Source organism: Pelovirga sp. C15f (assembly GCF_057178085.1).
On the sequence record NZ_JBXUCV010000003.1, the window covers coordinates 211895 to 238479 of the forward strand.

The window sequence follows — 26585 nt, forward strand, 5'->3', positions numbered from 1 at the left end:
AAGCTGCTGATGTTGTGTTGTTATTGCTGATCATGCTGCGAGGGCTTGAGTTAACCCGAAGGGGTCTTTGTGGCTGCCGCGCAACAGGTTGCTGTAGGTTTTTTGCTACAGCGGCGATGTTTTCGGCTGTTGTGATGAATGTCTGCTGGTCAATGATGTTGCTCTTTCGTCTGTGCATGGTAACCGTAAAAGCAGGTGCTGCCAAGCGAACGCTCATTAGTATAGTGAGCTTATCGTTGATGTCAATAAAAATCAGGGGTATTCAGCATACAGAATACAGGAGGTGTTGCGCTTCTTCTGGATTCTGTATGCTGTATTCTGCCTTCTGCCTTTCAATGTCCACACTGGCAGATTTCCGTCAGGACACCGCCGGTGACCTTGGGATGCAGAAAGGCGATGAGGCTGTTGTGGGCCCCTTTGCGTGGGTTTTCATCAATCAGGCGGACGCCGTCGGCTTTTAGACGCTCCAGGGTGGCGATAATATCGTCAACTTCGTAGGCCATGTGGTGAATGCCCTCGCCGTTTTTGGCGAGAAATTTGGCGACGGGTGAGTCCTCGGCGGTAGCTTCAAGCAGCTCGATGCGGCTCTCGCCAACGATGAAAAAAGCGACCTTGACCTTCTGCTCCTCGACAACCTCGGTTCCCTCAAAGGTCATGCCGAGCTGATCGCGGTAGAAGGGGATGGAGGTGTTGAGGCTGTGCACGGCGATGCCGATGTGGTTGATTTTGGTAAGCATAGGGGCTCCTTGAGGACAGAATATAGAATGAATATATTGCTTTGACGGTTAAACATTAAAATGTAGGGGCGGGGTTTCCCCGCCCTGAGCGCGGAAACCCCGCCCCTACACCAACGCAGGATTCAGATATTTATACCCATATTCTGCCCTTCAATGCCTTCTAAACGCTTCAATTAATCGCCTTGCCGCTGCGCCGGGGGTGGTGATGCCGGTGCTGACAGCGGTTTGCAGGGGGTGGATCAGGGGGGCGACATGCTTGTCGGTCATGAACAGGGTTTTGAGTTCATCCATGACCTGGGCCCACATCCAGTCGCTGGCCTGGAGGCGGCGCTTCTGCTCGAACTCATCATGCTCGCGCATAGTTTTAACAAAGTCGAGAACCGTCTGCCAGGTTTCGTCGATTCCCTGCTTTTTGAGGGCGCTGCACAGTAGCACGGGTACAATCCAGTTACGGCTTTTGGGTTTGAGCAGGTGCAGGGCATTCTGGTACTGCTTGCGGGCCAGCTCGGCGCGGGGTCGATTGTCCCCTTCAGCCTTGTTGATGAGGATGGCGTCGGCGATCTCCATCACCCCTTTTTTGATCCCCTGGAGTTCGTCCCCGGCGCCGGCGAGCTGCAGCAGCATGAAGAAGTCGACCATGGAGGCGACGGTGATCTCCGACTGACCGACGCCGACGGTTTCGACGATGATGACATCAAAACCGGCCGCTTCGCACAGCAGCATGGTCTCGCGGGTTTTACGCGCCACCCCGCCTAGGGTATCGCCGGCCGGAGAGGGGCGGATAAAGGCCTTGTGCTCGCGGGCCAGCTCTTCCATGCGGGTTTTATCGCCCAGGATCGAGCCGCCTGATAATTGCGATGAAGGATCAACAGCGAGAATGGCGACTCTATGGTCGCGGCCGATCAGATCCATCCCCAATGCCTCGATGAAGGTGCTTTTGCCGGCACCGGGCACCCCGGAGATGCCGACACGGATGCTGTTGCCGGTAGCGGGCAGCAGGGCGTCAAGGAGTTCAGAGGCCTTTGCCCCGTGATCAGGATTACGGCTCTCGATCAGGGTAATGGCTTTGGCCAGGGAGCGGATGTTGCCGGAACGTACGCCGGTGGCGAGTTGCGAGATAGTAGACAAGGTTAAGGCTCACTGTGAGGCAGAATACAGAAGACAGAATACAGAATATAGAAGGTGTTGCCCTTCTTCGGTATTCTACCTCCTGTATTCTGTATTCTGTATTCTGCTTTTAATTCTATTTTTTGCCTTCTATGGCATCCAGGGTTTGCATTCCCGAGGTGGTGATCGGGGTGCCGGGGCCGAAGATTTTGGCGGCGCCGGCAGCAAAAAGGACGTCGTAGTCCTGGCGCGGGATGACGCCGCCGCAGACGATGGCGATATCATCGGCGCCGAGTTTTTTCAGCTCGGCGGCCAGTTGCGGCACCAGGGTCTTGTGCCCGGCGGCGAGACTGGACACGCCGACGACATGGACGTCATTTTCCACCGCCATCTTGGCAGCTTCGTCCGGGGTCTGGAACAGGGGGCCAACATCGACATCAAAACCGGCATCGGCGTAGGCGGTGGCTACTACCTTGGCGCCACGGTCATGACCGTCCTGCCCCATCTTGGCGATGAGGATGCGCGGGCGCCGTCCTTCCCGGGCGGCAAAGTCGTCGACCCGTTTTTTTAATTCGGCAAAATCACTGTCTTCACTCACGATCGACCCATAGGCTCCGGAAACAAGTCTGATTTCGGCACGGTGGCGGCCATAGACCTTTTCCATGGCATCCGAGATTTCCCCGACACTGGCACGTTGACGCGCAGCGTTGACGCAGAGTTCGAGCAGGTTACCGTTGTTATTTTCCGCTGCTGCGGTGATCGCGTCAAGGGCGCTCCGGCATGCGGCTTCGTCACGCGCGGCGCGCATTCTGGTCAGGCGGCTGATCTGGCCTTTGAGAACTGCAGCGTTATCGACATCAAGGGTTTCAATGGGATCTTCTTTGGCAAGTTTATACTTGTTGACCCCGACGATGACGTCGCGACCGCTGTCAATGGCGGCCTGCTTCTTGGCGGCGGATTCTTCGATCCGCAGTTTCGGCATGCCGGTTTCAATCGCCTTGGTCATGCCGCCGAGCTCTTCAACTTCATTGATAATGGTGCGTGCCTCTTCGATCAGGGCATTGGTCAGGGACTCCACATAGTAGGAGCCGCCCAACGGATCAACGACATTGCAGATGCCGGTTTCTTCCTGGATCACCAGCTGGGTGTTGCGGGCAATGCGGGCGCTGTGGTCGGTCGGCAGGGCGATAGCTTCATCCAGGGCGTTGGTGTGCAGGGACTGGGTACCGCCTAATACCGCCGCCATGGCTTCGATGGTGGTACGCACGACATTGTTGTAGGGGTCTTGCTCGGTCAGACTCCAGCCGCTGGTCTGGCAGTGGGTGCGCAGCATCGAGGACTTGGGATTTTTGGGATTGAATTGATTCATCAGCTCGGCCCACAAAAAGCGCGCGGCCCGCAGTTTTGAGGCTTCCATGAAGAAGTTCATGCCGATGGCAAAGAAGAATGACAGGCGCGGCGCGAAGGCATCAACATCAAGCCCCTTGGCGATGGCGGTGCGTACGTACTCAAGGCCGTCGGCGAGGGTAAAGGCCAGCTCCAGGGCGTTGTTGGCGCCGGCTTCCTGGATGTGATAGCCGGAAATGGAGATGGAGTTGAACTTGGGCATGTACTTGCTGGTGTACTCGATGATGTCACCGATGATGCGCATTGAAGGTGCGGGCGGATAGATATAGGTGTTACGCACCATGAACTCTTTAAGGATGTCGTTCTGGATGGTGCCGGCCAGTTGCTCCGGCTTAACCCCCTGCTCCTCGGCGGCGACAATGTAGTTGGCCATGATCGGCAGCACCGCACCGTTCATGGTCATGGAGACGGAAACCTTGTCCAGCGGAATATCGCCGAAGAGGATCTTCATGTCCTCGACCGAGTCGATGGCGACCCCGGCCTTGCCGACATCACCGACAACGCGCGGATGGTCGGAGTCGTAGCCGCGGTGGGTGGCGAGGTCAAAAGCTACCGACAGCCCCTGCTGGCCGGCGGCGAGATTGCGCTTGTAAAAGGCGTTGGATTCTTCCGCTGTGGAAAAGCCGGCGTACTGGCGCACTGTCCACGGACGACCGGCATACATGGTCGCCATCGGTCCACGGATGAAGGGTGCGAGGCCGGGCAGGGTATCGGTATGGGGAAGGCTGGCGGTATCAGCTGCGGTATAGAGCGGCTTGACGGTAATGCCTTCAGGCGTGTCCCAGTTGAGGGCGGAAAGATCCTCGCTCTTTTTCTCCTTTTTGGCCTGGGCTTCCCAGTCAGAGACGGTTTTTTTGTCAAATTGGCTCATGGTTTTAAACTTCCTTCCTGAAAATGGAATGTTCTGGGCACAATCTTTTTTAGCCACCAAGGCTCGAAGGACACCAGGTAAGTCTGAAAGACCTTATATGTAAAGACTTAAGGATTTGCTGTAATTCAAGTTTGGCCTCTCCTGGAGCTCTTGGTGTTTTGATGGCAATTTTTTAACGCGTCACCACCGCCAGGACTTGAACCGTTTCGCCATCCTTGGCCAGCAGTCGGTGTCTGACGGTGGAATCGAAATAAACAGCATCCCCTTCGGCAAGGGAAAAGCGCTCATCATTGAGTATAATCTCGGCATTGCCCTTCAAGATCAACAGGAACTCCTCCCCCTCATGATTATAGAGGGTTTCCTCCTGGGCGCGTTCGGTAACCGTGAGGACAAAGGGCTCCATTTTTTTATTGCGCTTGCGGTACGAAAGGGTTTCGTAGGTATAGCCGTGGCTGGTGCCGTCCTTGGAGATAACCCGACTGACAATGCGGCGTTCGCCGCGGCGGACAATTTCGTAGCGGTTGGTCTCTTCTCCCTCCTCGAAGAAATGGCTCATCTTGATGTCGAAAAAACGGGCGATCTTCGACAGGGTAGCGATGGGAGGCGAGACGTTGTTGTTTTCGATCTGGGAAATCAGCGCCGGAGAAAACCCGGTTTCATTGGCGACATCCTGCAGGGTCAGCTTGCGTTGCTTGCGCAGGGTTTTGATTTTCTGGCCGATGTTGAAGTCCATGTGGTTCCTTGCGATTGCAGCAATATAAAGCTGTTTTGTTCCCGCTTCGTATAGCGAACATGGTCAAAAATGTCAACCGGAATAACTTTAACCAAAGTAAAAACAATCAGAGTGTTCAGGCCCTCTTGTGGATAGCCCCCTGTAGCATATTCAGGCTCTTCCGAATATTTATGGGGAGATGAGAGGGACTGTGCTGGGCTCTATGGGAAGGATTTTATTTAAGTCTGACTTAATTCTATGGCCGCTGTCAATTCATCCGGCAGCAACCGTTGTTTTTTTGCTTGACAATCGTGGAACAGAGATTATTATTATGCCGTTGTTAGCACTCGATCAGGTTGAGTGCTAACAAGGAAAAAGTAAGGAGTCGGTCGCAGTATGATGCCCGATTCCGGATTCGTTGACAACTGTTGCGGGCAAATTTTCCGCGGATTGAGGCTTGAAAGGAGAGCACAAGGTATGAAAATCAGACCAATGCAGGACCGTATCATCGTTGAGCGTGTAGAGGAAGAAACCAAAACGGCCGGGGGCATCATCATCCCTGACACGGTTTCCAAGGAAAAGCCCCAGGAAGGTAAAGTCGTTGCCGCCGGTAAGGGCAAAGTGACCCCCGAAGGCAAGGTGCTGCCGCTTGATGTCAAGGTGGGTGACCGTGTTCTGTTCGGTAAGTATGCCGGCAGCGAGATCAAGGTTGACGGTAAGGAATACCTGATTATGCGCGAGGACGACATCCTCGGCGTTCTTGGTTGATTTAACCTTTTGTCACATTGACGACAGGTGATCAGTAAACTGAATCAATAAGCAATCAAAATTCATGGAGGATATAAGAAATTATGGCTAAACAACTGTTATTTTCACAAGAAGCTCGTGCCAAGATTCTTGACGGCGTCGCTGTTCTGGCTGATGCGGTTAAGGTAACCCTCGGTCCCAAAGGGCGTAACGTCGTGATCGACAAGTCCTATGGTGCTCCGCTGATCACCAAGGACGGTGTGACCGTGGCTAAAGAGATCGAACTTGAAAACAAGTTCGAAAACATGGGTGCGCAACTGGTCAAGGAAGTTGCTTCAAAAACCTCCGACGTGGCCGGTGACGGTACTACCACCGCAACCGTGCTGGCGCAGGCGATCTATCAGGAAGGCGTCAAGCTGGTGACCGCCGGTCACAACCCGATGGAGCTTAAGCGTGGCATCGACAAGGCGGTTGTTGCTGCGGTTGAAGAGCTGAAAAAGATTTCCAAGCCGGTAAAAGACCACAAGGAAATTGCCCAGGTTGGTACAATCTCCGCCAACAGTGACGAGACCATCGGCAACATCATTGCCGAGGCGATGGAAAAAGTCGGCAAAGAGGGCGTTATCACCGTTGAAGAAGCCAAGTCGATGGAAACCTCGCTGGAAACGGTTGAGGGGATGCAGTTCGACCGTGGCTACCTTTCCCCGTACTTTGTTTCCGATGCCGAGCGCATGGAATCTGTCCTTGATGATCCGTTGATTCTGATTCACGACAAAAAAATCAGCAACATGAAAGATCTGCTGCCGGTCCTCGAGCCGGTCGCCAAGCAAGGCCGTCCGCTGTTGATCATTTCTGAAGATGTCGATGGCGAAGCGTTGGCCACCCTGGTGGTTAACAAGCTGCGCGGCACCATCAACGTCTGCGCCGTTAAAGCTCCCGGCTTTGGTGACCGTCGTAAAGCGATGCTGGAAGATATCGCCGTGCTGACCGGTGGCCAGGTCATTGCCGAAGAGGTTGGCTTCAAGCTCGAAAACGCCACCATTGACATGCTCGGAACCGCGAAACGGGTTGTTATCGACAAGGATAACACCACCATTATCGATGGGGCTGGTGACGAGGTTTCCATTGAGGGACGCGTCAAGGTGATCCGTAGTCAGATTGAAGAGACCAGCAGTGACTACGATCGTGAAAAACTGCAGGAGCGTCTGGCCAAACTGGTCGGTGGCGTTGCCGTGGTTAAGGTCGGTGCTGCAACCGAAACCGAAATGAAAGAAAAGAAAGCCCGCGTTGAAGATGCCCTGCATGCTACCCGCGCTGCAGTTGAAGAGGGTATCGTCCCTGGTGGTGGTGTTGCCCTGGTACGCTGCCTGCCGGCGCTGAAGAAGCTTAAAATCGAAGGTGAGCAGAAGTTCGGGGTTGACCTGGTGATCCGCGCCTTGGAAGCACCGCTGCGTCAGATCGCTATCAACGCTGGTGTTGAGGGTGCCATTGTTGCCGATAAGGTTCGCAACGGCAAAGGGGCTTTCGGTTTCAACGCTGCTACCGATGAATACTGCGACATGATCGAGGCCGGCATCATTGATCCGACCAAAGTGACCCGCAGTGCCCTGCAGAATGCCGGCTCCGTTGCCGGTCTGATGCTGACCACCGAAGCGATGATCGCTGACAAGCCGGAAGATAAAGATGCGATGCCGGCAATGCCTGGTGGTATGGGCGGTATGGGTGGCATGGGCGGTATGGGCGGCATGATGTAAGCCCAAAAGCCTCACCAGAAGTTAAGTAGAAACAACGAAGCCCCCGTCGAGAATGAACTCTCGGCGGGGGCTTTGGTAGTTTTAAGGCAGAATTCAGAATACAGGAGGTAGAATACAGAAGAGGGGCAACACCTTCTATATTCTGTATTCTGACTCCTGGTTTTCGCCCCTTCAGCGTAGCAGCATCTTGATCGATTCTTCCCGGGGCATGGGGGGGACGGTCAGGCTGGAGCTGTTGTCATGATCAAAGCAGAGGACCTCTACCAGGGGTTCGTCCTTGCCCTGGCCGTAGGAAGCGACAATCGCCGCGGCGCGTTCCAGGGTGGCCTGCTCAGCGTCACCACAGAGTACACCCAAAGGTCCACTGAAATCGCGGCAGCGCAGCAACAGTCTGGATTTCGTCAAAAAACCTTCCAACGCCTGATTGTCTTCCTGGTTTCTGCCGACCACCAGTTTGGCAGTGGGTGTAAGGCGGAACTGGCGCCCGATCTTGAGCAGTTCGACATCGCTGACGTCGGCACCGGCATGATGGTTGAACAGATCGCGCAGTTGATTGGAAAACCCCCTTTCCGTCAGCAGGCACCCGCCGGCAACGGCGGGAAGTTCCTTCAGTCCCCATTCCCCGGCCAGGGCTTGCTGACGCTTGCGTGAGCGCCCCTGGATATCGAGCAGTTGCTTGCGGTCGACCAGGCCGTTTTCTTCCATCGGCGTTGGTGGCAGAAGGCGCGCGCTTAAGGGGCGCAAAATCCGTTCAGGAAAACCGGAGTGTTTGGCTACGGCTTTAAGGGCCGTTGAATTCTGGCTCATGGGGCGCTGCCCCAGAACTTCACCGGAAAAGAGAAAATCAAAGCCGCCTTCCTGCATTTTTTCACCGGCCAGGCGGAACATCATGGCGTGGCAGTCGATGCACGGGTTCATATGACGACCGTAACCATATTTAGGATGCTTGAGCATCTCCAGATGAATGGCACTGATGTCGGAAATGATCAGCGGGTGGCCGACGGCCGCAGCCGCCTTGCGCGCTTTTTCGGCGCCAAAAAACGGGGTGACAAAGGAAATGCCGGTAACCTCAAGCCCCTGGCGCATGAGGATCATGGCTGCGAGGGTGCTGTCGAGACCGCCCGACATGAGGCCCAGTGCTTTAGTCATTGTATCGTTCTCCTGTGAGGCAAATTAAAAAACCCCGCCAGAGCATGCGCAGGGTTTGTTGGTAGTGATAATGGGTAGTAAGGGGCAGCAGGTAGCAGGGAGTGGGTAGTAACTACCTGAGCCGTCAGGATTTCTTATCCTGTTCCTCTTCCTTGACTTCTTTTTTCTTGTGGGTGGTGACTTCCTCGATTTCTCCTTCTTCAATTTCCTCGTCGGAGTCGTTCACCCCTTTTTTGAAATTGCGCAGCCCTTTGCCGAGGGCGCTGCCGACTTGTGGCAGCTTGCCGGCACCGAAGATGATCATTACCAGCACCAGGATGATGAGCAGTTCCTGTGTTCCCAGTCCGAACATGGTGTTCCTCCTTGTATAAATAAAAACTATCGAAGATAGAAGACAGAATAAAACTTATTAATTCCAAAGGTTTTTTTCTGAGTTCTATATTCTATGTTCTGATTTGCTGCAAGCGGTGTAGTTTATTGATTCAGGCCGCTCAAGATACACCGGCTGAAGGAAAAAAACAATCATCCTTGCGGGATGAAAATAGATTTCTTTTGTTGCAACAGGCTGTTTGGGTGTATTTTGCTGGCATGGTGTTCATCTGGAGTGTTTTTGATGAACTTTTAAAAGGAGTGGATAGTGAAGCGACAACTGATTGACGTAGTCTACCCGGATGGAACCCGTGGGCAGGTCAGCAACGATGTCCTTGACGTACTGATTGCAACGGGGAAGATACTCAGATTTAGCCGCGCCGCCGGCTGGGTTGATATTGTTCGCGATCATGCGTGCTTGCGTGATTATCGCCGTGATGGCAACTATACCGGTCAGGATCGGCGTTCACCGTGGCAAATAGAAGCGACGGACGCAGATAGCTGATCACTGGTCCGCCCCCTGTCCGGGCTGCTTAGCCGATGCGCTCGAGACGTTCCTGCTCGGTTTTACATTCGATGCACAATGTTGTCACCGGGCGGGCGCGCAGGCGCTCCGGACTGATTTCAACATCGCAGCTTTCGCAGTGGCCGTAGCTGCCGTCATCAATACGTTCCAGGGCCTGGCGAATCTTGCTGATCAATTTACGCTCACGATCGCGAATGCGCAGCTCAAAATTACGGTCCGATTCCAGCGATGCCCGATCCGTCGGATCGGCAAAGTTGACATTTTCCTCATTCATTTCGGACACGGTTTTTCCGGCTTCCTGCAGCAGTTCTTTGAGCTGACGGTTAAGCAGCTCCCTAAATTCCCCCAGAGTTTGTTTGTCCATGAGCTTCCCCTTGTTGTTACTCTCGCCGGCTGTTTCTGCTGCCGTAAAGAGGTTAACAGTTGACGATGGTTAAAAAAGAGTGCTTCGCAACTGCGCCGCGATGACCAGCAACAGCACGGCGACAGCGAGCCAGGCTGAAAAGACATCGCTGCACTTGCGCGGAGGGTCAGCCGCCAACTGGCGGGCTTCATCGCTTAAGGCAGTTTCTGGTACCAGCTCAATCAGCCGACGCACCAGCTGGTCAAAACGGTCGTAGCTGTTGGAGATAATCATAAAATTGTCCTCAGTCGTCAGGCTGATAAAGACGCGTTTACGCACCCGGACAGCATCAACGGAGGCCAAGTCGCTGAAGTGGATCTGCTTTTTCCCCAGGGTTCGTTCCATCAGGACATGATCATGATAAATATGAACCCGCCGGCGACTGCTTTCAATAAAAATCAGCAGGGCCGGTGCCATGAAGGCGGCAAGCAGGTAGAGACGACCGGCAGGCATCCGGATTCCGATGCCGATAAGCAGCAACACCACGCCGAGGACAACGGTGAGCCCCATGGGGATCAAAAAGCCTTTGCGGATTTTGTAGGTGATACTGTCCATGAGGTGTTCCCTTGTTGCCAGGAGAATCAAACAGTAGTGCGCTCAAAGGTGCCACTTTTGCCGCCGGTTTTTTTTAACAAGTGAATCTGCCCGATTACCATCTCCTTGTCAATTGCTTTACACATATCGTAGATGGTCAAGCCGGCGATCGAGGCTGCGGTAAGGGCTTCCATTTCAACCCCGGTCTGGCCACTGACGCCGGCGCTGGCTCTAATGGTGACAATGCCGGCTGCAGGATCGGTAGTGAAATTGACCTCGACCGAGGTCAGGGCCAGGGGGTGACACAGGGGGATGAGGTTCGCGGTCTGCTTGGCCGCCATAATGCCGGCCAGGCGCGCGACAGCAAAAACGTCCCCTTTTTGAATTGACTGGTCGAGAATCCGCTGCAGAGTTTGTGGCTTCATCCGCACCTCTGCCCCGGCAACAGCCAGGCGGTGGGTGGCCGGCTTGGCGCTGATGTCAACCATGATAGCCTTGCCGTCATGATCAAAATGGGTCAGTTGATCGCTCATGTTGTTGACTCCTCAATTTGTGCTCGTTGCGCACAGGGCCGACATTCCCATGCCCAGGGACACTTAGCGCCATCCTTGGCCGCTTGACGGTCGCCATCCCTGGCGAAAGACACCCCGGTCGCGGGAACCCCGACCCTGAACAAGGGAGCGAACCTACTCAACGTCAAATAAAAATGATGTCGAGGGCCTCGCTGACCTGGTCGATGCCGGTCAGTCTGATGCCCTCGGGTACCTCGAGGTTCTTGATACTTTTGCGTGGCAGGACACATTCGCAAAAACCCAGACGCGCGGCTTCCTTGACGCGCAACTCCGGCTGGGTTACGGCCCGCACCTCGCCGGTCAAACCGACTTCACCAAAAATCACCAGTTTGGGGTTAATGATGCGGTTGAGATGACTGGAAGCCAGTACCGCGATAGCGGCCAGATCAATGGCCGGCTCATCCAGACGCACGCCTCCGGCGACATTGAGAAAAATATCCTGTCCGGCCAGAGACAGCTCGACTTTCTTTTCGAGGATGGCAATGAGCAGGGCAATGCGTTTGTGGTCGATGCCGATGGCGGTGCGCTGGGGGGTGCCGAACGAGCTGGCAGAGACCAGCGCCTGCAACTCGACCAGAATCGGTCGGCTGCCTTCCAGGGCGGGAACAACAACACTGCCCGCGCTTTTATCAGGACGTTCGGCGAGAAACAGTTCGGACGGATTGGTGACCTCGCGCAGCCCCTGGCCGCGCATCTCAAAAACACCGATTTCATTGGTCGATCCGAAGCGGTTTTTTACCGTGCGCAGGATGCGGTAAGGATAGCCGGGATCACCCTCAAAATAGAGGACGGTATCGACGATATGCTCCAGTACCCGTGGCCCGGCGATGGCGCCATCTTTGGTGACGTGACCGACGATAAATGTCGGTAGCCCCAGGCTCTTGGCCTGAATCATCAGCTGGCCGGAGCATTCCCGTACCTGACTGACACTCCCGGGAGCGGAATCGAGGTTGCTGGTAAAGATGGTCTGAATCGAATCGATGACCAGAAAGGCCGGTTTGAGTTCAACGATGCGTTGCTTGATCTGCTCCAGTGAGGTTTCGGCCAGCAGGTAAAGATTCTCAGTAGCGATATCGAGGCGGTCAGCGCGCATTTTGACCTGGCGCACCGACTCTTCAGCGGTAACGTACAGGGCGATGCCGCTGGTGGCGAGATGAGCAAATGCCTGCAACAGCAGGGTCGATTTGCCGATACCGGGATCACCACCTACCAGGATCAGGGAGCCGGGAACAACGCCGCCACCCAGGGTTCGATCTAGCTCAGCGAGGCCGGTGCGCAACCGGTCTTCGGAACGACAATCGACGATAGCCAGTTGGACTGGGCGCCCCGGTTCAGCCAGGGCACGGCTGTGAGCGGCAACCGGCAGCGACTGTTCTTCGACCAGACTGTTCCATTGTTGGCAGTCGGGACAGCGCCCGTGCCATTTGGGACTCTGGTAGCCGCAGTGCTGACAGCTGTAAACAGTTTTCGCGCGTGCCACAATAACTCCCTGGACGGATACCTGCTAAAATGAGTCGCCATCCTATTCTTAATGACCTGAATGTGTCAATTGAAGGCTGCTGATCTCATTTGCTTGTTTATGTGGCTCTTTCTTTACTGGGAGGAGTGAACCTATAATGTTAGTTTATGGTTAAGCACTTTACATGAACTATGATTCGGGCTCATAAAACATCTACCACTGAGGCACAGAGACACTGAGAAATTAATAAAAATCCATGCGTTCTTAGCTCCCCCTGTGTTTCAAGCGAGCGAAGCGAACGGGTGGTGAAACAATTTATTTCCTTTGCTGAAGCCAAGTGCATCAACAGGTTTTTTTTAGTCCCGGATACCAACTAGCTCAGGGGGTGAGATGTTGGAAAAAGGAATCAGTTACGCCGATCTGCTGGCAGCGCTGGAGGAGTTTAGTCTGCCGCAACGCGTCACTCTGAGCCGGATTCGCGAACGGCATCGCGAGCTGGTCCGCCGTTATCATCCTGACTGTGGCCAGGGTGATGACCCGGAGCGGATAGTTCGGATTAACGCGGCCTACGCGATTCTCAACGACTATGTCAGCCAGTATCCGTTTGATTTTTCGCGTCAGGCGTTTTATGAGCGCTATCCCGAAGAGCGGTTGCGCGAGCAGTTTTATGGTGAGAGTCTGTGGCAGGGGAAATGAGTATCAGGTCACGCAAAAAGCTTGTGGCAAAGAGGTCGTTGTGTGGTAACTTGATCAGCTTTGCCGGAAGTTAATTTTTTCCTTTAGGTGGATGATGTGAAGAGTGATCAAACAGCCGCGCTGACTGAAGTCAGTCGCCCCTCCCGCTATACTGGTGGGGAGCTGGGAAGCTTGTGCAAACCCGACGAGCAGGTCCAGGTGCGCATGGCGCTGGCATTTCCTGATGTTTATGATGTCGGCATGAGCCATATCGGTTTTCCGATTCTTTATACCATTCTTAACCAGCTTGAGGGGGTTGCCGCCGAGCGGGTGTTTTCCCCCTGGACCGACATGGAAGCCTGGCTGCGTGAGCACGATCAACCCCTCTGCTCATTGGAGTCACAGCGGCCACTGGCGCAGTTTGACATCATCGGTTTTACCCTGCAGTACGAGCTCAGTTATACCAACCTGCTGACCATGCTCGATCTGGCCGGTGTGCCGCGCCGCCACGAGCAGCGTGGCGAGGACGCCCCGCTGGTGGTCGTGGGCGGGCCCTGTGCTTTTAATCCGGAACCGCTGGCCGATTTTTTCGATGTGGCCCTGATTGGTGATGGAGAAGAAGCCGTTGTTGAGCTGGTCGAGCTGGTGCGCAAACGTCAGCACTGCGGCTGGTCAAAAACGCGCCTTCTGAGTGAGTTGGCTCGTCTTGAAGGGTTTTATGTGCCGGCCTTTTATCAGGTTGACTACTTAAAAGACGGGCAGGTTGGCTCGATCGCTCCGATCAGTGATGAGTTCCCGCCACGGGTGCGGCGCCGTTTTCTTGCTGACCTTGATAGGGCGGTGTTTCCGACCAATCCCATCGTTCCTTTTCTGCAGACGGTGCACAACCGCGTGGCAGTGGAGATTGCTCGTGGCTGCACCCGTGGCTGCCGTTTCTGCCAGGCCGGCTATATCTATCGACCGGTGCGCGAGCGTGAGCCGGAAACCATCCGCCGGCTGATCAATGAATCGCTGGAGCATTCAGGCTTTGAAGAGATCTCCCTGCTGTCCCTGTCCACCGGTGATTACAGTTGTATCGAGCCCTTGCTGCAGCGCCTGATGCGCGAGCATGCCGGGGACCAGGTGGCAGTCTCCTTGCCCAGTTTGCGTGTCGGCACCCTGACCCCGGAGCTCATGGACGAGATTAAAAAAGTGCGCAAAACCGGCTTTACCCTGGCTCCCGAGGCTGGGAGTGAGCGCTTACGTCAGGTCATCAATAAAGGCATCCGTGAGGAGGACCTGCTGACAGCGACAGCCCAGGCTTATCAGGCCGGCTGGCGGTTGATCAAGCTCTATTTTATGCAGGGGCTGCCGACGGAAACCGATGCCGACCTCGAAGCGATTATCGCTCTGGCTGCGGCAGTTAAAAAAAGCGGCAAAGGCACCGGCGGCAACGATGTCAATGTAGCAGTGTCAACCTTCGTCCCCAAGCCCCATACCCCGTTTCAGTGGGAGGCGCAGACCGGCCTTGATGAGACCCGGCGGCGCCAGTCGTTGCTGCGCGATGGACTGCGGCAGAAAAAATTGCGCTTTAAATATCATGAAGCGGAGTTGTCTTTTCTCGAAGGTGTGTTTGCCCGTGGTGACCGGCGCCTGGGCAGGGTAATTGAGGCAGCGACGGATCTGGGCTGCCGGTTTGACGGCTGGCGCGAGCATTTTGACTTTGTCCGTTGGCAGCAGGCTTTTGCCACCTGTGAGCTGGAACCGGAATGGTATCTGCGTCGGCGTGACGAGGATGAAGTTCTTCCCTGGGATCATATCGACTGTGGTTTGCCTAAGGAATTTTTCCGTGCCGAACGCCATAAAGCACTGGCAGGTGCGCCAACCCTTGATTGCCGTGATGGTGAGTGCCACGGCTGCGGGGTCTGTGACTTTGAGCAACTGCGCATGCGTTTTGTGCATGAAACGGTCGCTGAGTCCGCCGATATAACCGCGGAGGTTGCCGCACCCCAGGAGGCCCCGGAGCAGTTTACCCGGGTTCGTTTGACCTTGAGCAAGCTGGGGCGGGCGCGCATGATCGGGCATCTGGAATATCTTAAAATGTTTCAACGAGCGCTGCGGCGGGCCCGATTGCCTGTACGTTTTTCGCAAGGATTTCACCCGACGCCGAAGGTTTCTTACCTGGAAGCACTGCCCCTTGGCGTTGCCAGTCAGGCGGAACTGATTGATCTGGAACTTCTCTATCCCGTCCCTGTTGACAAGGTCGTTGAAGACCTTAATGTTCAACTTCCCGAAGGGTTCAAAATAATTGATGGTGACGTTATCCCCTGGAAGTCGCCGTCACCCTCGGCGGCGGTGGCTTCCAGCCGTTATCTGGTGCCGTTGCCGGAGCAGCCACCGGAAAATCTTGAAGAACGTCTCAGCTCCCTGCTGGCCGCGCCACACCAACGGGTGACGCGCATCAAAAAAGGGGAACCCCATACGGTGGATGTGCGGGAGTCACTGGTTGCCATGTCCCTGACGGAAAAGGGGCTTGAGATTGAGTTGACCAAAGGTGGGCCATTGCTGGTCGCTGGCTGGTTGCTTGACCTCGAGGTGGAACAGGTACGCCGCCTGGGAGTGATGAAAACGGGCAATCAACTGAAGGATTAAAATACGTAATTCAGAATTCAGAATATAGAACACTTCAAATCAGGAGAGAGTATGACCAAGGAGCTGGTAATTAATACCACCTCCCACGAAACCCGGGTCGCATTGCTGGAAGGGGGGCATATTGCCGAACTCTATATCGAGCGGGAGCGGGAGCGGGGGATTGTGGGAAATATCTACAAAGGGCGTGTGATCCGGGTTTTGCCGGGGATGCAGGCGGCCTTTGTTGATATCGGGCTGGAGAAGGCGGCATTTTTGTATGTCGCCGATGTGTTTGATGAAATTGAGGAAGTCGAACGTCACATTGACGGAGATGAGGTGGTTGCCGGACAGAATGAAGGGGAAACTTCCTCGCCGCTGCCGCCCATCGAGGATCTGCTGAAAGAGGGGCAGGAACTGCTGGTTCAGGTGTCGAAAGAGCCGATCGGCACCAAGGGCGCCCGCATTACCTCCCATGTCTCCTTGCCGGGGCGACATCTGGTCTATATGCCGACGGTGGATCATATCGGTATTTCGCGGCGGATTGAGTGCGAAACCGAGCGAGAACGCCTGCGCAAGGTTGTTGAAGAGATGCGTGAACCGGGCACCGGCTTTATTGTCCGGACCGTGTCGGAAGGCAAAAGTGCTGATGACCTGCGCCAGGACATGGAATTCCTTGTCGGTTTGTGGAAGAATATCAGTCGCGGTGTCGACAGTATCAGCGCGCCGGAACTGATCCACTCGGATCTGGATGTTACCAGCAAGGTGTTGCGTGATATCCTCACTGAAGAGGTGCAGCGCATCGTTGTTGATGACCTCGATGAGTACAACAAGATTCTTCGTTTTCTGCGGACTTTCATGCCGCGCATTAACTATCGTGTTGACCTGTACGAAGCAGAAGAACCGATTTTTGATGCCTACGGACTGGAGGTTGAGATCTCACGTGCCTTGGGCCGCAAGGTCTGGCTGAAAAGTGGCGGCTCGATTATCATCGAACAAACTGAAGCGTTAACCGCCATTGATGTCAATACCGGCCGCTATGTCGGCAAGCATAATCTTGAAGATACGATCCTTAAAACCAATCTCGAGGCCTTAAAAGAGATCGCTTTTCAGCTGCGCCTGCGCAACATTGGCGGCCTGATCATTATCGATTTTATCGATATGGAAAAAGAGGCCCACCGCGAGAAAGTGCACGCAGCCCTTGAAGAGGCGCTTAAGGGGGATAAAAACAAAACCAATATCCTGAAGATTTCGGAATTGGGGCTGGTAGAGATGACCCGTAAACGGGTGCGCGAGAGTATCGGGCGGACCCTCTGTGAGCCCTGCCCCTATTGTGAGGGGAAGGGATATGTCAAGGGTAAGCTGACCATCATCTATGAAATTCTGCGGGAATTGCATCGCGAACTTGCCGATCTGCCGGCCGGCCCGGTGACCCTGCTTGCTCATCCGCGCATCGCCGGCCTGCTGGTGGATGAGGAACGCAGCGGTATCGATGTACTTGAAAAGCGCTTCACCCGCTCGGTCCAGATCAATCCTCATCCCGAGTTTCATATTGAACAGTATGAGATTCAACTGGGCTGATGCCATTGTTGTGGCGATTAAATATTGAAACGTAGGGGCAGGGTCACCCTGCCCTGGGCGCGGAAAACGCGCCCCTACACCACCGCATAACTCCGCTATTTGTACACCGGCTTTGATTTAAACGAGACATTTCCCTTTTCGACGACAGGGCTGACGATGGCACGTAAACCGCGACTGCACTTCCCCGGAGCTATCTACCATGTGAGCCTGCGCGCTAATGGTGCTCAGAAGGTCTGTACCGAGGCTGCTGATTATACCCGGCTGCTGCTGTTGTTACAGGAAGGGGTAGAAAAGTTCGGCCACCTGGTTCACGCTTACGTGCTGTTGCCGACCGAAATCCGCCTGGTTGTTGAGGTGGATGAAGTACCCCTGACGCGGATTATGCAACAGCTGGGTTTTCGCTACACCCGCTGGTTCAATGATCGCCATCAGCAGCAGGGGCACCTGTTTCAGGGGCGATACAAGGCGATTCTGGTTGATCCGGAGCAGTATCTGCTGCCATTGGTGCGTGATCTGCATCTGGCGTCGGTTGCCGGCGCGGTTGATAGTGATCCGATGCATTATCCGTGGAGCAGCCATCGTGCCTATTGCGGCCGGGAAAAGGTGTTGTGGTTGACCCAGACGCTGGTGTTTGCCTACTTTGAAGAGACCGGCATCCGTGCGCTGATGCGTTTTCATGCCTATGTCAATGAAGGTCTGGTCGAACCGGCAGCGCTGAATTTTTATCGCGGTGGGGACTATGATCCACGGGTGCTGGGAAACAAGGATTATGCCCGCGGTGCCCTCAAGCTGGCACGTCAGGTTTCTCCGCCGAAGGTTGATCCGGAACGGTTGCTGGCACTGGTGCTGAGGGATTTTAACCTGACGGAAATAGAGCTCGGGGCGGCCGGTAAGAACCGTCACTGCGCACAGGCACGGGCCTTTTTAGGCTGGCTGTGTCTGGAGACGGCCTGTATGACCCTGACCGCACTGGGAGAGCGGTTGGGACGCGATGTTTCCTCATTAAGTTCGGCGATCCGGCGTTTGCAACTGGCCGCAAAAAAAGATACAAATCTGCTCGAACGTTATCAAAAACTGCATAAAAAAGCCCTGAAGCCTTAGCCGGCACAGTGCCTTTTGTTCAGCTTTCTTCCTCCTCAATCAGTTCCTTGCCTGCTTCTCTGAAATCGAGCAGGATCATGCCGTTGAACATATTGTCACGATATATTTCGAGCCGCAATAACCGGCCACTGCGATCAACCGAGACCTTGTCCCCTTCAAGGCGGGTCGCCAGATTCGGCCAGTTATCCTTATGCCCGGCGAGGGTGAACTGGTAATCGGGCAGGGGTTCGATCTGGACGTGGGAATGAACCGGCAGGATGGTGCCGGGGATGACCTCCAGGTAATTGCCGTCGATGATCATGGGTACCGTTGTGAGATCGGCGGCAATCTGGACCGGGCGAGGGTGGAGCAGAGCAAGACGGTTGTTGCCGTAGTGGATGCGGTAGCCGTTCCCTTCCGGCTGCAGGGAAATGAGGGGATTGGCAGCGCTGATGCTGGTTTGAGGATTGGCAGGCAGAGGAAAATCATAGAGATTGCGGTGCATCCGGTTCAGATCAAGGTGGATGCGTCCCTGTGCCAGCGTCATCTGGGCGTCTTCGCGGATAACCCGGGCAACGGCCTGGGGAGTGAGCTCAAAATCCCGGCTGAATGTGATGCCGAGCTGGTTCATCAGGGCTTCGAGGGCCAACAGATGATAATAGGTGCGGATATTTACCGGGTGAGTTTTACTTGCTTCAATGGAGATAGCAGGTTTGCCGTGACGCAGGGCAAACCAGCTGAGTGATTTGTGGGTTGGTGCATCCTGATCGAGACTGGCAGTACGCATATTCTTGATTTGAAAATAATCGTTGGTATTCAACAGTTGCGGAGTGATGGCAGTGACAATGGTTGCTGCAAACTGTTGCAGGTTGCCGAAACGGGTACCTGCCAGAGTCTGCTGATCGATGACCACAGACTGTCCCCAGCTGCCGGGGTTGCGTAGTCGGCTGACGCGCTCGGGGTGGTAGAAGCCGCTGCCGTCATGGAGGTTGACGAGTAAATCGACCTGCTGATCCAACACCAGGTTCTTGATTCTGGCGATGCTGTCATAGAGGGGATCGCTGCGTTCAATCCGGGCAAACTTCAGATTCATCTCGCCGCGCTCACGCAGAAGGATGGCTTCGGGATGAAGATTGGGGACAACCCATACTTGCCCGGATCTGATCTGATAGCGGGTGATCAGGGTCGCAGCGGCATGGATGCCGCCGGGTTCATCACCATCGATCCCGGCAGTGATCAGCAGGGTTGGTCCGGGTGCGACCCCTGAGTTGCGCACAAAGGAAAAATCTGCCGACGCTGTCGCCGTGCAGATAAAGATGAACATGAGGGACCCCAGCAGGTGGCGTATGCTGGCGGCGGCGGAGGGCCTTGATGGGCGCATGGACGATTCCTTCGTAAGTAAGCGGGGAATGAAGGTCCATCCTAGAGAAGAGACAGGGTCTATGTAAAGACTAATTTTATCACCCGGAGAGATCAGCCAGTAGATCGACCTCTCCGGGTTGTTCGTTGCGCCCTGGTGTTAAGGTGTTACTGTCGGCACCCAGGCCGGAATGGTATTGATGATAATGTCAAACATCGGAATGGCGAGCAAATAGGTGAACGCCACGGTAACGATAATGCTGACAATATTCAAACCAAAACCGCTTTTTGCCATCTGGGGAATAGTGACATAGCCGGAACCGAACACAATGGCGTTGGGTGGGGTCGCAACCGGTAGCATAAATGCGCAACTTGCGGCAACCGCTGCCGGGATCAACAACAGCATCGGGTTCTGTCCCAGTCCAACAGCAATGGCGGCAAGGATCGGCATGACCATGGCCGCAGTCGCGGTGTTGGAAGTAAGCTCAGTGAGAAAGATGATCAGCGCGGTAACCGCAATAACCAGCACCAGAACCGGAGCATTTTCCAGCAGGGTTACCTGTTGACCGATCCATTCCGCCAGTTTGGTGTCCTTGAAGCCTTCCGCCAGCGCAAGGCCGCCACCAAAGAGTACCAGAACCCCCCAGGGCATTTTGCTCGCCCAGTGCCAGTCCATGACAAAGATGTTTTTCTTTAAATTGATGGGGATCAGAAACAGCACCAGGGCGCCGGTCATGGCGATGGCAGCATCGGTAACCAGTTTCGGGTCAGCAAACAAAAAATCAATCTGCTTACGAAAAATCCAACACAGCGCAGTCAAAGCAAAAACCAGCGCCGTCCAGCGTTCCCCGGCATTCATGCTGCCCATTTTGCGCAGTTCGTTCGTGATCAGATCGCGCCCGCCGGGAACTTTCTTCAGTTTCATCGGGTTGGCAACCCGGGTCAGCCACAACCAGCACAGCGGCAGCATAACGACAACCAGGGGTACGCCAAAGCTCATCCATCTCGCAAAGGTAATTTCATAGCCGTAGGTTTTATTCAGATAACCGGCCAGAACGGTATTCGGGGGGGTTCCGATCAGGGTCGCGACCCCGCCGATAGAAGCAGCATAGGCAATTCCGAGCATCAGGTTGAGACCGAAGTTGAAGTTGCCCTGGGAGAAATCGATGGTTTTGTCGAGCCCCTCTTTTTTGCCCTCGTCGATAACATGTGCAATGATCGCCAGACCGATCGGCATCATCATGACGGTGGTGGCGGTATTGGAAACAAAGGCCGAGAGTGCTGCGGTGGCGATCATGAATCCGAAGATCAACCGTGATGGCGAAAAACCGACCACCTTGACGATGTTCATGGCAATCCGTCGATGCAGGTTCCAGCGCTGCATCGCCAGGGCGATGATAAAACCACCCATGAACAGGTAGATGAGGTGATTGGCGTAGGGGGCGGTGGCTTTGCCGGTCGACATGATCCCCATCAGCGGAAACAAGGCAATCGGCAGCAGACTGGTGGCGGGTATCGGCAATGATTCACACATCCACCAGGTTGCCATCAGTAGAGCGATTGCGGCCATTTTCTGGGCGGCAGGTTCCATGCCGGCCGGGGTCGGAATCATCAGCATCAGCGCAAACAGCAATGGTCCCAGCCAGAGACCGATCATCTGGCGACGACTGTACTCACGGGGTTCCCCTTCTTCGATGCCCCCGGGTCCCGATTTAAGCCTTGAGGCATGCTCGGCCGGTGCCTCTTCCATTTCATCAGCCAGATCAACATCGCGTTCCTGTTGGTTTTTGCTGAACAGCAGGTGTTCCTTGGTCAAGCGCTTGGCCATCGCTTTTGGACTGAAAACAAACAGGGATTTGGTTTCATCATGCATTTGCCAGAGGCGATCCCAAACAGTAGCTATCATCGATTAAACTCCTTTGTGGCAGGGTATAGGGTGCGAAAGGCTCACAGTAACAATTTTAAAAGCCAACCACGCATAGCAAAAGCAGCGCCAATGTCGCCAGTAGAACGATAGATTAGATTGAATTAGGGACTAACCGGCTGATTTTAATCAGTTTAAAAAATTGAGGGCAGGGTCGTTCCTGTGACTGAATAACACTGTTAGGCGCTTGTGATCGCAGGTGTGCCGGGGTGGTTTAGCGCAATATATGGCTAAATTCAGCCATGAGGCGTTGCGCCGGGTGAACAGGTAGAAATTTAAAACATGAGTTGGAAAATAAACTTCGTCTCTGTTCAGTACGGGAACCGAAGGCCGGGCGACAAGGATGTCGGCAGAACGTGTTATTGAATTTTTTTTGTGGTTTACGGTGGTGGTGCCCGAGAACAAATTTTTTGTGACTCATAACGTACCGTACCAGAGGAAGTTTTTGACTGTAAATTTCTTGACATGGTCCGGGGGTGTGGTTATAGTCCGGCGTTGCGGCGCAATTCCTGCGTTTGCGGTTTGAAGACTTTTCAAGAGGAGAATGTCAACAATGTATGCGGTGATCAAGACCGGAGGAAAACAGTACAAAGTTTCCGAAGGCGACCTGTTCAAGGTCGAAATGATCGATGGCGCGGTGGGTGATACCATCGAGCTCGATCAAGTCCTCATGGTCGGTGGCGCAGAGGTTAAACTCGGAACACCTCTCGTACCAGGTGCCAAGGTTAAGGCACAGATCGTTGCCCAGGAAAAAGACAAGAAGATTCTGGTCTTTAAATCCAAGCGACGTGGAGGTAATCGTAAGAAATACGGCCACCGTCAACCCATTACCCGGCTTAAAGTCGCGGCAATTGAAGCTTAAGGAGGCGATTCCAGATGGCTCATAAGAAAGCTGCCGGTAGTTCGAGAAACGGCCGGGACAGTGCAGGTAAAAGACTTGGAGTAAAGCGCTTCGGCGGCCAGCAGGTAAGTGCCGGTTCAATCCTGGTGCGTCAGCGTGGTACCACATTCCATGCCGGCAACAATGTCGGTTGTGGCAAAGACTATACCCTGTTTGCTCTGGTTGACGGGGTGGTGACGTTTGAAACAAAAGCCAAGGGCCGGAAACAGATCAGCGTCTACGCGGCCTGATCCTTTTTCGTGCTTAATTGATGCGTTCACAAAAAGCATCAAGTTCTGATGGCTAAGCAAAAAGCGCCAGATACCAGGCGCGCAATTATTGAACAATGAGGCGTGCTGATGTACGTCGAAGCAGTGAAATGATTGCAGCACGCCGCAGCTGGCGAGTTTTTGCGACGCCGTCATTGATTGGTTCTGAAGAACCCGGTACTGCCTGTCAGTTGCCGGGTTTTTCAGTTTGAGCACAGGTATTTCAGGTGCAGGTTGAAGCGATATGAAGTTTGTTGATCAGGTAAAAATTGATGTCAAGGCCGGTGATGGCGGTCGCGGTTGTGTGTCGTTCCGGCGCGAGAAGTTTATTCCCAGAGGCGGACCGGATGGCGGCGACGGCGGCCGCGGTGGCGACGTGGTGTTTGTTGTCGATGGTGGCCTTTCGACCCTGCTTGATTATCGCTATATGCGCCATTACCGGGCGCAGAATGGCGCGCCGGGGATGGGAAAGAACATGCACGGCAAGAGCGCTGAGCGGCTGGAACTGCGGGTGCCGCCGGGAACCCTGGTCTATGATGACGTCAGCGGCGACGTCCTGGCGGATTTGACCCATGAGAATACCGAATTCCTGCTGCTCCAGGGCGGGCAGGGAGGGCGTGGTAATGCCCGTTTTGCCACCAGCACCAATCGGGCGCCGCGTCATGCCCAGCCCGGCATCGCCGGCGAAGAAAAGAGCTTGCGGCTGGAATTGAAACTCCTTGCCGATGTTGGTCTGGTCGGTCTTCCCAATGCCGGCAAGTCAACCTTGATCGCAGCTATTTCTGCGGCCCGTCCCAAGATTGCTGATTATCCTTTTACTACTCTGATTCCCAATCTGGGGGTTGTACGCTATGGTGGTTACAAGACCCTGGTGGTGGCCGATATTCCCGGCCTGATCGCCGGCGCCAGTCAGGGGCAGGGACTGGGTACCCGTTTTTTGCGCCACGTTGAGCGTACCGACCTGTTTCTGCATCTGGTTGATCTGTCCTGTATGCAGAGCGGGGATGCTATTGATAATTTCCAGATGATCAATAACGAGTTACGCCAGCATGATGAATCCCTGGCGCTGAAGCCTCAGCTGGTGGTGCTGACCAAGATTGATGTGCCCGAGGTGCGTGAGCGGATTGAAGAATACCGTCAGCATTTTGAAGCGCTGGGACATCCGGTGCTGGCAATTTCGGCAGTGACCGGTGAAGGGATCAAGGACCTGGTTCATACCCTTGGCCGCGACCTGGAGCGGCTCCGCTCCGGTGACACGGAAAGGGATAATGAGTGATTCTGTTTCATCATCCAGGAATCCAGAATCCAGGAGACGGAATCCAGAAGAAAACCTGCTGAATCAGCAAGCTTTCTTTCAAATTCTGAATTCTATATTCTGAATTCTATGTTCTGCTCCCCCGCTGTTTGTTGTGGGGTAGTTCTGTTCAAATAACTCTATTGAATTGATATAGAATGAAACCTTATGAGAAATGCTTTGTTTGCTCATGTAAAGCGGGTTGTCATCAAGATTGGCAGTGGTGTTATTTCTAATGCCGCCGGCCTTGAGAATGATCGCGTGGCGGCCATTTCCGAGGATATCTGCCAGCTGCTCAAGCGCGGTCTCGAGGTCGTGGTGGTTTCTTCCGGGGCAGTGGCCGCCGGCAAGGGGCAACTCGGAATTGTCGGGCGACCGCAAACGATCCCGCAGAAACAGGCGGCGGCGGCTATTGGTCAGACCCGGATCATGCGCGAATACCGCGAAACCTTTCAGGCTCACGATTTTAATGTCGCCCAGGTATTACTGACCCGCGACGATCTTTCGAATCGCCGCCGTTACTTAAATGCCCGCAATACCGTCATGACCTTGCTGGAGTATGGTGTCACGCCGATCGTCAACGAAAATGATACGGTGGTGGTGGAGGAAATCCGTTTCGGTGATAACGACAATCTCTCGGCACTGGTCGCCAGCCTGGTCGAAGCCGATCTGCTGGTGATTCTCTCCGACGTTGATGGTTTTTATGATCGTGATCCGTCAAGTGACCCGCTGGCGCGGCTGATTCCGCTGGTTGAGCGGGTTACTCCGGAGATTGAAGCCATGGGCGGGAGCTCTCACGGGGTGCTTGGTACCGGCGGTATGGGGAGCAAACTCAAGGCGGCTAAGCGAGCGGCCTTAAGTGGTATCGGCACCCTGATTGTCAATGGCCGTGCTCCCCACATTATTGACCGGGTTTTTGCCTGCGAAGAGGTGGGAACCTATGTTCTGCCGGCCCAGTGCAAGCTGACGGCGAAAAAACACTGGATCGCCTTTTCCAAAAAGCCCCGGGGTAAGCTGCTGATCGATGAGGGCGGCAAGCGCGCCGTTCTCTGCGGTGGCAAGAGTCTGCTGCCGTCGGGAATCATTGGTGTTGACGGCGGTTTTGAGCGCGGCGATGCGGTGCGTCTGTGTGACCATGAGGGTAAGGAATTTGCCCGCGGAATTACCAGCTATTCACTGGCTGAAATCTTGCGGATTATGGGCAAGCAGTGCTCCCAGATCGAGCAGGTTCTGGGTTATAAGTATCGTGATGAGGTGATCTGCCGCGATGATCTGGTGGTGACGGCAGACAAGGAAGAGGAGGTCGGACAATGACGATAGCAGAGCAGATGCGCTCTCTTGCTGTGGCGGCACGCCAGGCAGCGCGGCGCATGGCAACCCTGTCGACAGTGACTAAAAATCAATTGCTGGTCGCCATGGCGGCAAGCCTGGAAACCCATCAGGACTGGCTGCAGCAGGAAAACAACAAGGACCTGGAGCGCGCCAGAGAATCCGGCATGGCTGCGGCCATGGTTGATCGTTTAACCCTGACCAGTGAGCGGATTGGCGCCATGGCCGACGGTTTGCGTGAAGTTGCCGCCCTGCCCGATCCGGTTGGCGAGATTACCGGCATGTGGCTGCGCCCCAACGGGATTCAGGTCGGTCGCCAGCGGATTCCACTGGGGGTCATCGGGATCATCTATGAATCGCGTCCCAACGTGACGGCAGATGCTGCCGGACTCTGTCTGAAGAGCGGCAACGCAGTTATCCTGCGGGGCGGCTCTGAAGCCCTGGCGTCCAACCAGGCGATCGGGAAGTTGCTGCAGCAATGTCTAGCCGAACTGGGGCTGCCTTCAGCCGCCCTGCAGGTCGTGACGATCAGTGACCGCAACGCTGTGACCGAACTGCTCAAGCTCGAAGAGCAGATCGATCTGATTATCCCGCGGGGCGGGGAAGGGTTGATCCGTTTTGTTGCCGAACATTCGCGGATTCCGGTGATTAAACACTATAAAGGGGTCTGTCACGTCTATGTTGATGGCGAAGCGGATCTGGCCATGGCCGAAGAGATCTGTCTGAACGCCAAGGTCCAGCGTCCGGGGGTGTGCAACGCCATGGAAACGCTGCTGGTGCATCGTGACAGTGCGGCAATTTTCGTCCCGCAGGTTGTCGCGGCCATGCGCCGGGCCGGGGTTGAGGTGCGTGGTTGTGAGGCAGCCCGGAAACTGGTGGCTGATCTGGTGCCGGCGACGGAGGAAGACTGGTACGCAGAGTATCTTGATCTGATTCTGGCGTTGCGCGTAGTGGACAGTTTTGACCAGGCGCGTGAGCATATCGAAACCTACGGTTCATTGCATACCGAAGTGATCGTCACCACGAACTATCAGCGTTCCCGGCAGTTTTTGCGTGAAATCAATTCCAGTGTGGTGATGGTCAATGCCTCATCCCGTTTTTCTGACGGCAACCAGCTGGGGTTAGGTGCTGAAATCGGTATTTCCACGACCAAGCTCCACTCCTTCGGGCCGATGGGACTCGAAGACCTGACCACACGTAAATTCGTGGTGTTGGGTCAAGGCCAGGTGCGTCCATAAAA

At 54.7% G+C, this 26585-nt stretch carries 25 protein-coding genes; 13 read left to right on the forward strand and 12 right to left on the reverse strand.

What is annotated here, in order from left to right; translation table 11 throughout:
- Positions 1-332: 332 nt before the first annotated feature.
- The 4 genes from mce to AC1931_RS10075 form a co-directional block, all read right to left on the reverse strand.
- Positions 333-737: a methylmalonyl-CoA epimerase gene (mce, locus tag AC1931_RS10060; RefSeq protein ID WP_483877129.1), complete on the reverse strand. Its 405-nt coding sequence runs from the start codon at positions 735-737 to the stop codon at positions 333-335.
- 150 nt (positions 738-887) lie between these two features.
- Complete coding sequence (gene meaB / locus AC1931_RS10065) at positions 888-1865, reverse strand: methylmalonyl Co-A mutase-associated GTPase MeaB (RefSeq protein ID WP_483877130.1); 978 nt, start codon at positions 1863-1865, stop codon at positions 888-890.
- A 115-nt stretch (positions 1866-1980) separates the two neighbouring features.
- Complete coding sequence (gene scpA, locus AC1931_RS10070; protein ID WP_483877131.1) at positions 1981-4122, reverse strand: methylmalonyl-CoA mutase; 2142 nt, start codon at positions 4120-4122, stop codon at positions 1981-1983.
- 172 nt (positions 4123-4294) lie between these two features.
- Positions 4295-4855, reverse strand: coding sequence for a helix-turn-helix domain-containing protein (locus AC1931_RS10075; RefSeq protein ID WP_483877132.1), 561 nt, complete (start codon positions 4853-4855; stop codon positions 4295-4297).
- A gap of 456 nt (positions 4856-5311) precedes the next feature.
- Here AC1931_RS10075 and groES point away from each other — a divergent pair, with 456 nt between their 5' ends.
- Positions 5312-5602, forward strand: a complete 291-nt coding sequence (gene groES / locus AC1931_RS10080; protein ID WP_483877133.1) for a co-chaperone GroES — start codon at positions 5312-5314, stop codon at positions 5600-5602.
- 83 nt (positions 5603-5685) lie between these two features.
- Positions 5686-7335: a chaperonin GroEL gene (groL, locus tag AC1931_RS10085; RefSeq protein ID WP_483877134.1), complete on the forward strand. Its 1650-nt coding sequence runs from the start codon at positions 5686-5688 to the stop codon at positions 7333-7335.
- 171 nt (positions 7336-7506) lie between these two features.
- On the opposite strand, the gene AC1931_RS10090 is transcribed toward groL, so the two are convergent.
- Together AC1931_RS10090 and AC1931_RS10095 are read right to left on the reverse strand one after the other, a co-directional pair.
- Positions 7507-8484: a hypothetical protein gene (locus tag AC1931_RS10090; protein WP_483877135.1), complete on the reverse strand. Its 978-nt coding sequence runs from the start codon at positions 8482-8484 to the stop codon at positions 7507-7509.
- Positions 8485-8608: 124 nt separating this feature from the next.
- Positions 8609-8836 (reverse strand): twin-arginine translocase TatA/TatE family subunit, encoded by a 228-nt coding sequence (locus AC1931_RS10095; protein ID WP_483877136.1) that lies wholly within the window; start codon positions 8834-8836, stop codon positions 8609-8611.
- A 125-nt stretch (positions 8837-8961) separates the two neighbouring features.
- On the opposite strand from AC1931_RS10095, the gene AC1931_RS10100 reads away from it, so the two are divergent.
- Both AC1931_RS10100 and AC1931_RS10105 read left to right on the forward strand, forming a co-directional pair.
- Positions 8962-9141, forward strand: a complete 180-nt coding sequence (locus AC1931_RS10100; protein WP_483877137.1) for a hypothetical protein — start codon at positions 8962-8964, stop codon at positions 9139-9141.
- Entirely contained in the window at positions 9122-9358 is a 237-nt protein-coding gene (locus AC1931_RS10105; protein WP_483877138.1) for a GSU3473 family protein, read from the forward strand. The genes AC1931_RS10100 and AC1931_RS10105 overlap by 20 nt, the downstream gene beginning before the upstream one ends.
- 28 nt (positions 9359-9386) lie before the next feature.
- Here AC1931_RS10105 and dksA read toward each other — a convergent pair whose 3' ends face one another.
- From dksA to radA, 4 genes are all read right to left on the reverse strand, one after another.
- Complete coding sequence (gene dksA / locus AC1931_RS10110; protein WP_483877139.1) at positions 9387-9743, reverse strand: RNA polymerase-binding protein DksA; 357 nt, start codon at positions 9741-9743, stop codon at positions 9387-9389.
- 69 nt (positions 9744-9812) lie between these two features.
- On the reverse strand, positions 9813-10337 hold the full coding sequence (locus AC1931_RS10115) for a hypothetical protein (RefSeq protein ID WP_483877140.1): 525 nt from the start codon (positions 10335-10337) through the stop codon (positions 9813-9815).
- Between the two features lie 26 nt (positions 10338-10363).
- Positions 10364-10849 carry a cyclic pyranopterin monophosphate synthase MoaC gene (moaC, locus tag AC1931_RS10120; RefSeq protein ID WP_483877141.1) on the reverse strand — a complete coding sequence of 162 codons (486 nt, stop codon included), beginning with the start codon at positions 10847-10849 and terminating at the stop codon, positions 10364-10366.
- A 163-nt stretch (positions 10850-11012) separates the two neighbouring features.
- Positions 11013-12368, reverse strand: a complete 1356-nt coding sequence (gene radA / locus AC1931_RS10125; protein WP_483877142.1) for a DNA repair protein RadA — start codon at positions 12366-12368, stop codon at positions 11013-11015.
- 369 nt (positions 12369-12737) lie between these two features.
- Between radA and AC1931_RS10130 the strand changes: the two genes are divergently transcribed.
- From AC1931_RS10130 to AC1931_RS10145, 4 genes are all read left to right on the forward strand, one after another.
- The gene (locus AC1931_RS10130; RefSeq protein ID WP_483877143.1) at positions 12738-13043 is read left to right on the forward strand and encodes a J domain-containing protein; all 306 of its coding nucleotides are present in this window, start codon (positions 12738-12740) and stop codon (positions 13041-13043) included.
- 96 nt (positions 13044-13139) lie between these two features.
- Positions 13140-15653: a TIGR03960 family B12-binding radical SAM protein gene (locus AC1931_RS10135; protein ID WP_483877144.1), complete on the forward strand. Its 2514-nt coding sequence runs from the start codon at positions 13140-13142 to the stop codon at positions 15651-15653.
- Positions 15654-15704: 51 nt separating this feature from the next.
- Positions 15705-17210 (forward strand): Rne/Rng family ribonuclease, encoded by a 1506-nt coding sequence (locus tag AC1931_RS10140; protein WP_483877145.1) that lies wholly within the window; start codon positions 15705-15707, stop codon positions 17208-17210.
- A 156-nt stretch (positions 17211-17366) separates the two neighbouring features.
- Positions 17367-18311, forward strand: a complete 945-nt coding sequence (locus tag AC1931_RS10145; RefSeq protein WP_483877146.1) for a transposase — start codon at positions 17367-17369, stop codon at positions 18309-18311.
- Between the two features lie 19 nt (positions 18312-18330).
- Here AC1931_RS10145 and AC1931_RS10150 read toward each other — a convergent pair whose 3' ends face one another.
- A complete protein-coding gene (locus AC1931_RS10150) occupies positions 18331-19671 on the reverse strand; it encodes a M99 family carboxypeptidase catalytic domain-containing protein (protein ID WP_483877147.1) in 1341 nt (446 codons plus the stop codon).
- 138 nt (positions 19672-19809) lie between these two features.
- Positions 19810-21555: an SLC13 family permease gene (locus tag AC1931_RS10155; RefSeq protein WP_483877148.1), complete on the reverse strand. Its 1746-nt coding sequence runs from the start codon at positions 21553-21555 to the stop codon at positions 19810-19812.
- 571 nt (positions 21556-22126) lie between these two features.
- Between AC1931_RS10155 and rplU the strand changes: the two genes are divergently transcribed.
- The 5 genes from rplU to AC1931_RS10180 all read left to right on the forward strand — a co-directional run bounded on the left by rplU (position 22127) and on the right by AC1931_RS10180 (position 26583).
- Positions 22127-22435, forward strand: coding sequence for a 50S ribosomal protein L21 (gene rplU, locus AC1931_RS10160; RefSeq protein WP_191156623.1), 309 nt, complete (start codon positions 22127-22129; stop codon positions 22433-22435).
- A 14-nt stretch (positions 22436-22449) separates the two neighbouring features.
- Positions 22450-22704 carry a 50S ribosomal protein L27 gene (rpmA, locus tag AC1931_RS10165; RefSeq protein WP_483877149.1) on the forward strand — a complete coding sequence of 85 codons (255 nt, stop codon included), beginning with the start codon at positions 22450-22452 and terminating at the stop codon, positions 22702-22704.
- Between the two features lie 262 nt (positions 22705-22966).
- A complete protein-coding gene (gene obgE, locus AC1931_RS10170) occupies positions 22967-23998 on the forward strand; it encodes a GTPase ObgE (protein WP_483877150.1) in 1032 nt (343 codons plus the stop codon).
- 186 nt (positions 23999-24184) lie between these two features.
- A complete protein-coding gene (proB, locus tag AC1931_RS10175) occupies positions 24185-25330 on the forward strand; it encodes a glutamate 5-kinase (RefSeq protein ID WP_483877151.1) in 1146 nt (381 codons plus the stop codon).
- Entirely contained in the window at positions 25327-26583 is a 1257-nt protein-coding gene (locus AC1931_RS10180; RefSeq protein WP_483877152.1) for a glutamate-5-semialdehyde dehydrogenase, read from the forward strand. The genes proB and AC1931_RS10180 overlap by 4 nt, the downstream gene beginning before the upstream one ends.
- Positions 26584-26585 lie beyond the last annotated feature (2 nt).

Excerpts from the sequence above, each read along its gene's own strand:
- AC1931_RS10180 (WP_483877152.1), top strand. The coding sequence starts at position 25,327 with ATGACGATAGCAGAGCAGATGCGCTCTCTTGCTGTGGCGGCACGCCAG.
- groES (WP_483877133.1), top strand. The coding sequence starts at position 5,312 with ATGAAAATCAGACCAATGCAGGACCGTATCATCGTTGAGCGTGTAGAG.
- proB (WP_483877151.1), top strand. The coding sequence starts at position 24,185 with ATGAGAAATGCTTTGTTTGCTCATGTAAAGCGGGTTGTCATCAAGATT.
- AC1931_RS10075 (WP_483877132.1), bottom strand. The coding sequence starts at position 4,855 with ATGGACTTCAACATCGGCCAGAAAATCAAAACCCTGCGCAAGCAACGC.
- rpmA (WP_483877149.1), top strand. The coding sequence starts at position 22,450 with ATGGCTCATAAGAAAGCTGCCGGTAGTTCGAGAAACGGCCGGGACAGT.
- AC1931_RS10145 (WP_483877146.1), top strand. The coding sequence starts at position 17,367 with ATGGCACGTAAACCGCGACTGCACTTCCCCGGAGCTATCTACCATGTG.
- scpA (WP_483877131.1), bottom strand. The coding sequence starts at position 4,122 with ATGAGCCAATTTGACAAAAAAACCGTCTCTGACTGGGAAGCCCAGGCC.
- AC1931_RS10115 (WP_483877140.1), bottom strand. The coding sequence starts at position 10,337 with ATGGACAGTATCACCTACAAAATCCGCAAAGGCTTTTTGATCCCCATG.
- rplU (WP_191156623.1), top strand. The coding sequence starts at position 22,127 with ATGTATGCGGTGATCAAGACCGGAGGAAAACAGTACAAAGTTTCCGAA.
- groL (WP_483877134.1), top strand. The coding sequence starts at position 5,686 with ATGGCTAAACAACTGTTATTTTCACAAGAAGCTCGTGCCAAGATTCTT.
- moaC (WP_483877141.1), bottom strand. The coding sequence starts at position 10,849 with ATGAGCGATCAACTGACCCATTTTGATCATGACGGCAAGGCTATCATG.
- AC1931_RS10130 (WP_483877143.1), top strand. The coding sequence starts at position 12,738 with ATGTTGGAAAAAGGAATCAGTTACGCCGATCTGCTGGCAGCGCTGGAG.
- mce (WP_483877129.1), bottom strand. The coding sequence starts at position 737 with ATGCTTACCAAAATCAACCACATCGGCATCGCCGTGCACAGCCTCAAC.
- obgE (WP_483877150.1), top strand. The coding sequence starts at position 22,967 with ATGAAGTTTGTTGATCAGGTAAAAATTGATGTCAAGGCCGGTGATGGC.
- AC1931_RS10140 (WP_483877145.1), top strand. The coding sequence starts at position 15,705 with ATGACCAAGGAGCTGGTAATTAATACCACCTCCCACGAAACCCGGGTC.
- AC1931_RS10090 (WP_483877135.1), bottom strand. The coding sequence starts at position 8,484 with ATGACTAAAGCACTGGGCCTCATGTCGGGCGGTCTCGACAGCACCCTC.
- dksA (WP_483877139.1), bottom strand. The coding sequence starts at position 9,743 with ATGGACAAACAAACTCTGGGGGAATTTAGGGAGCTGCTTAACCGTCAG.
- AC1931_RS10095 (WP_483877136.1), bottom strand. The coding sequence starts at position 8,836 with ATGTTCGGACTGGGAACACAGGAACTGCTCATCATCCTGGTGCTGGTA.
- AC1931_RS10150 (WP_483877147.1), bottom strand. The coding sequence starts at position 19,671 with ATGCGCCCATCAAGGCCCTCCGCCGCCGCCAGCATACGCCACCTGCTG.
- AC1931_RS10155 (WP_483877148.1), bottom strand. The coding sequence starts at position 21,555 with ATGATAGCTACTGTTTGGGATCGCCTCTGGCAAATGCATGATGAAACC.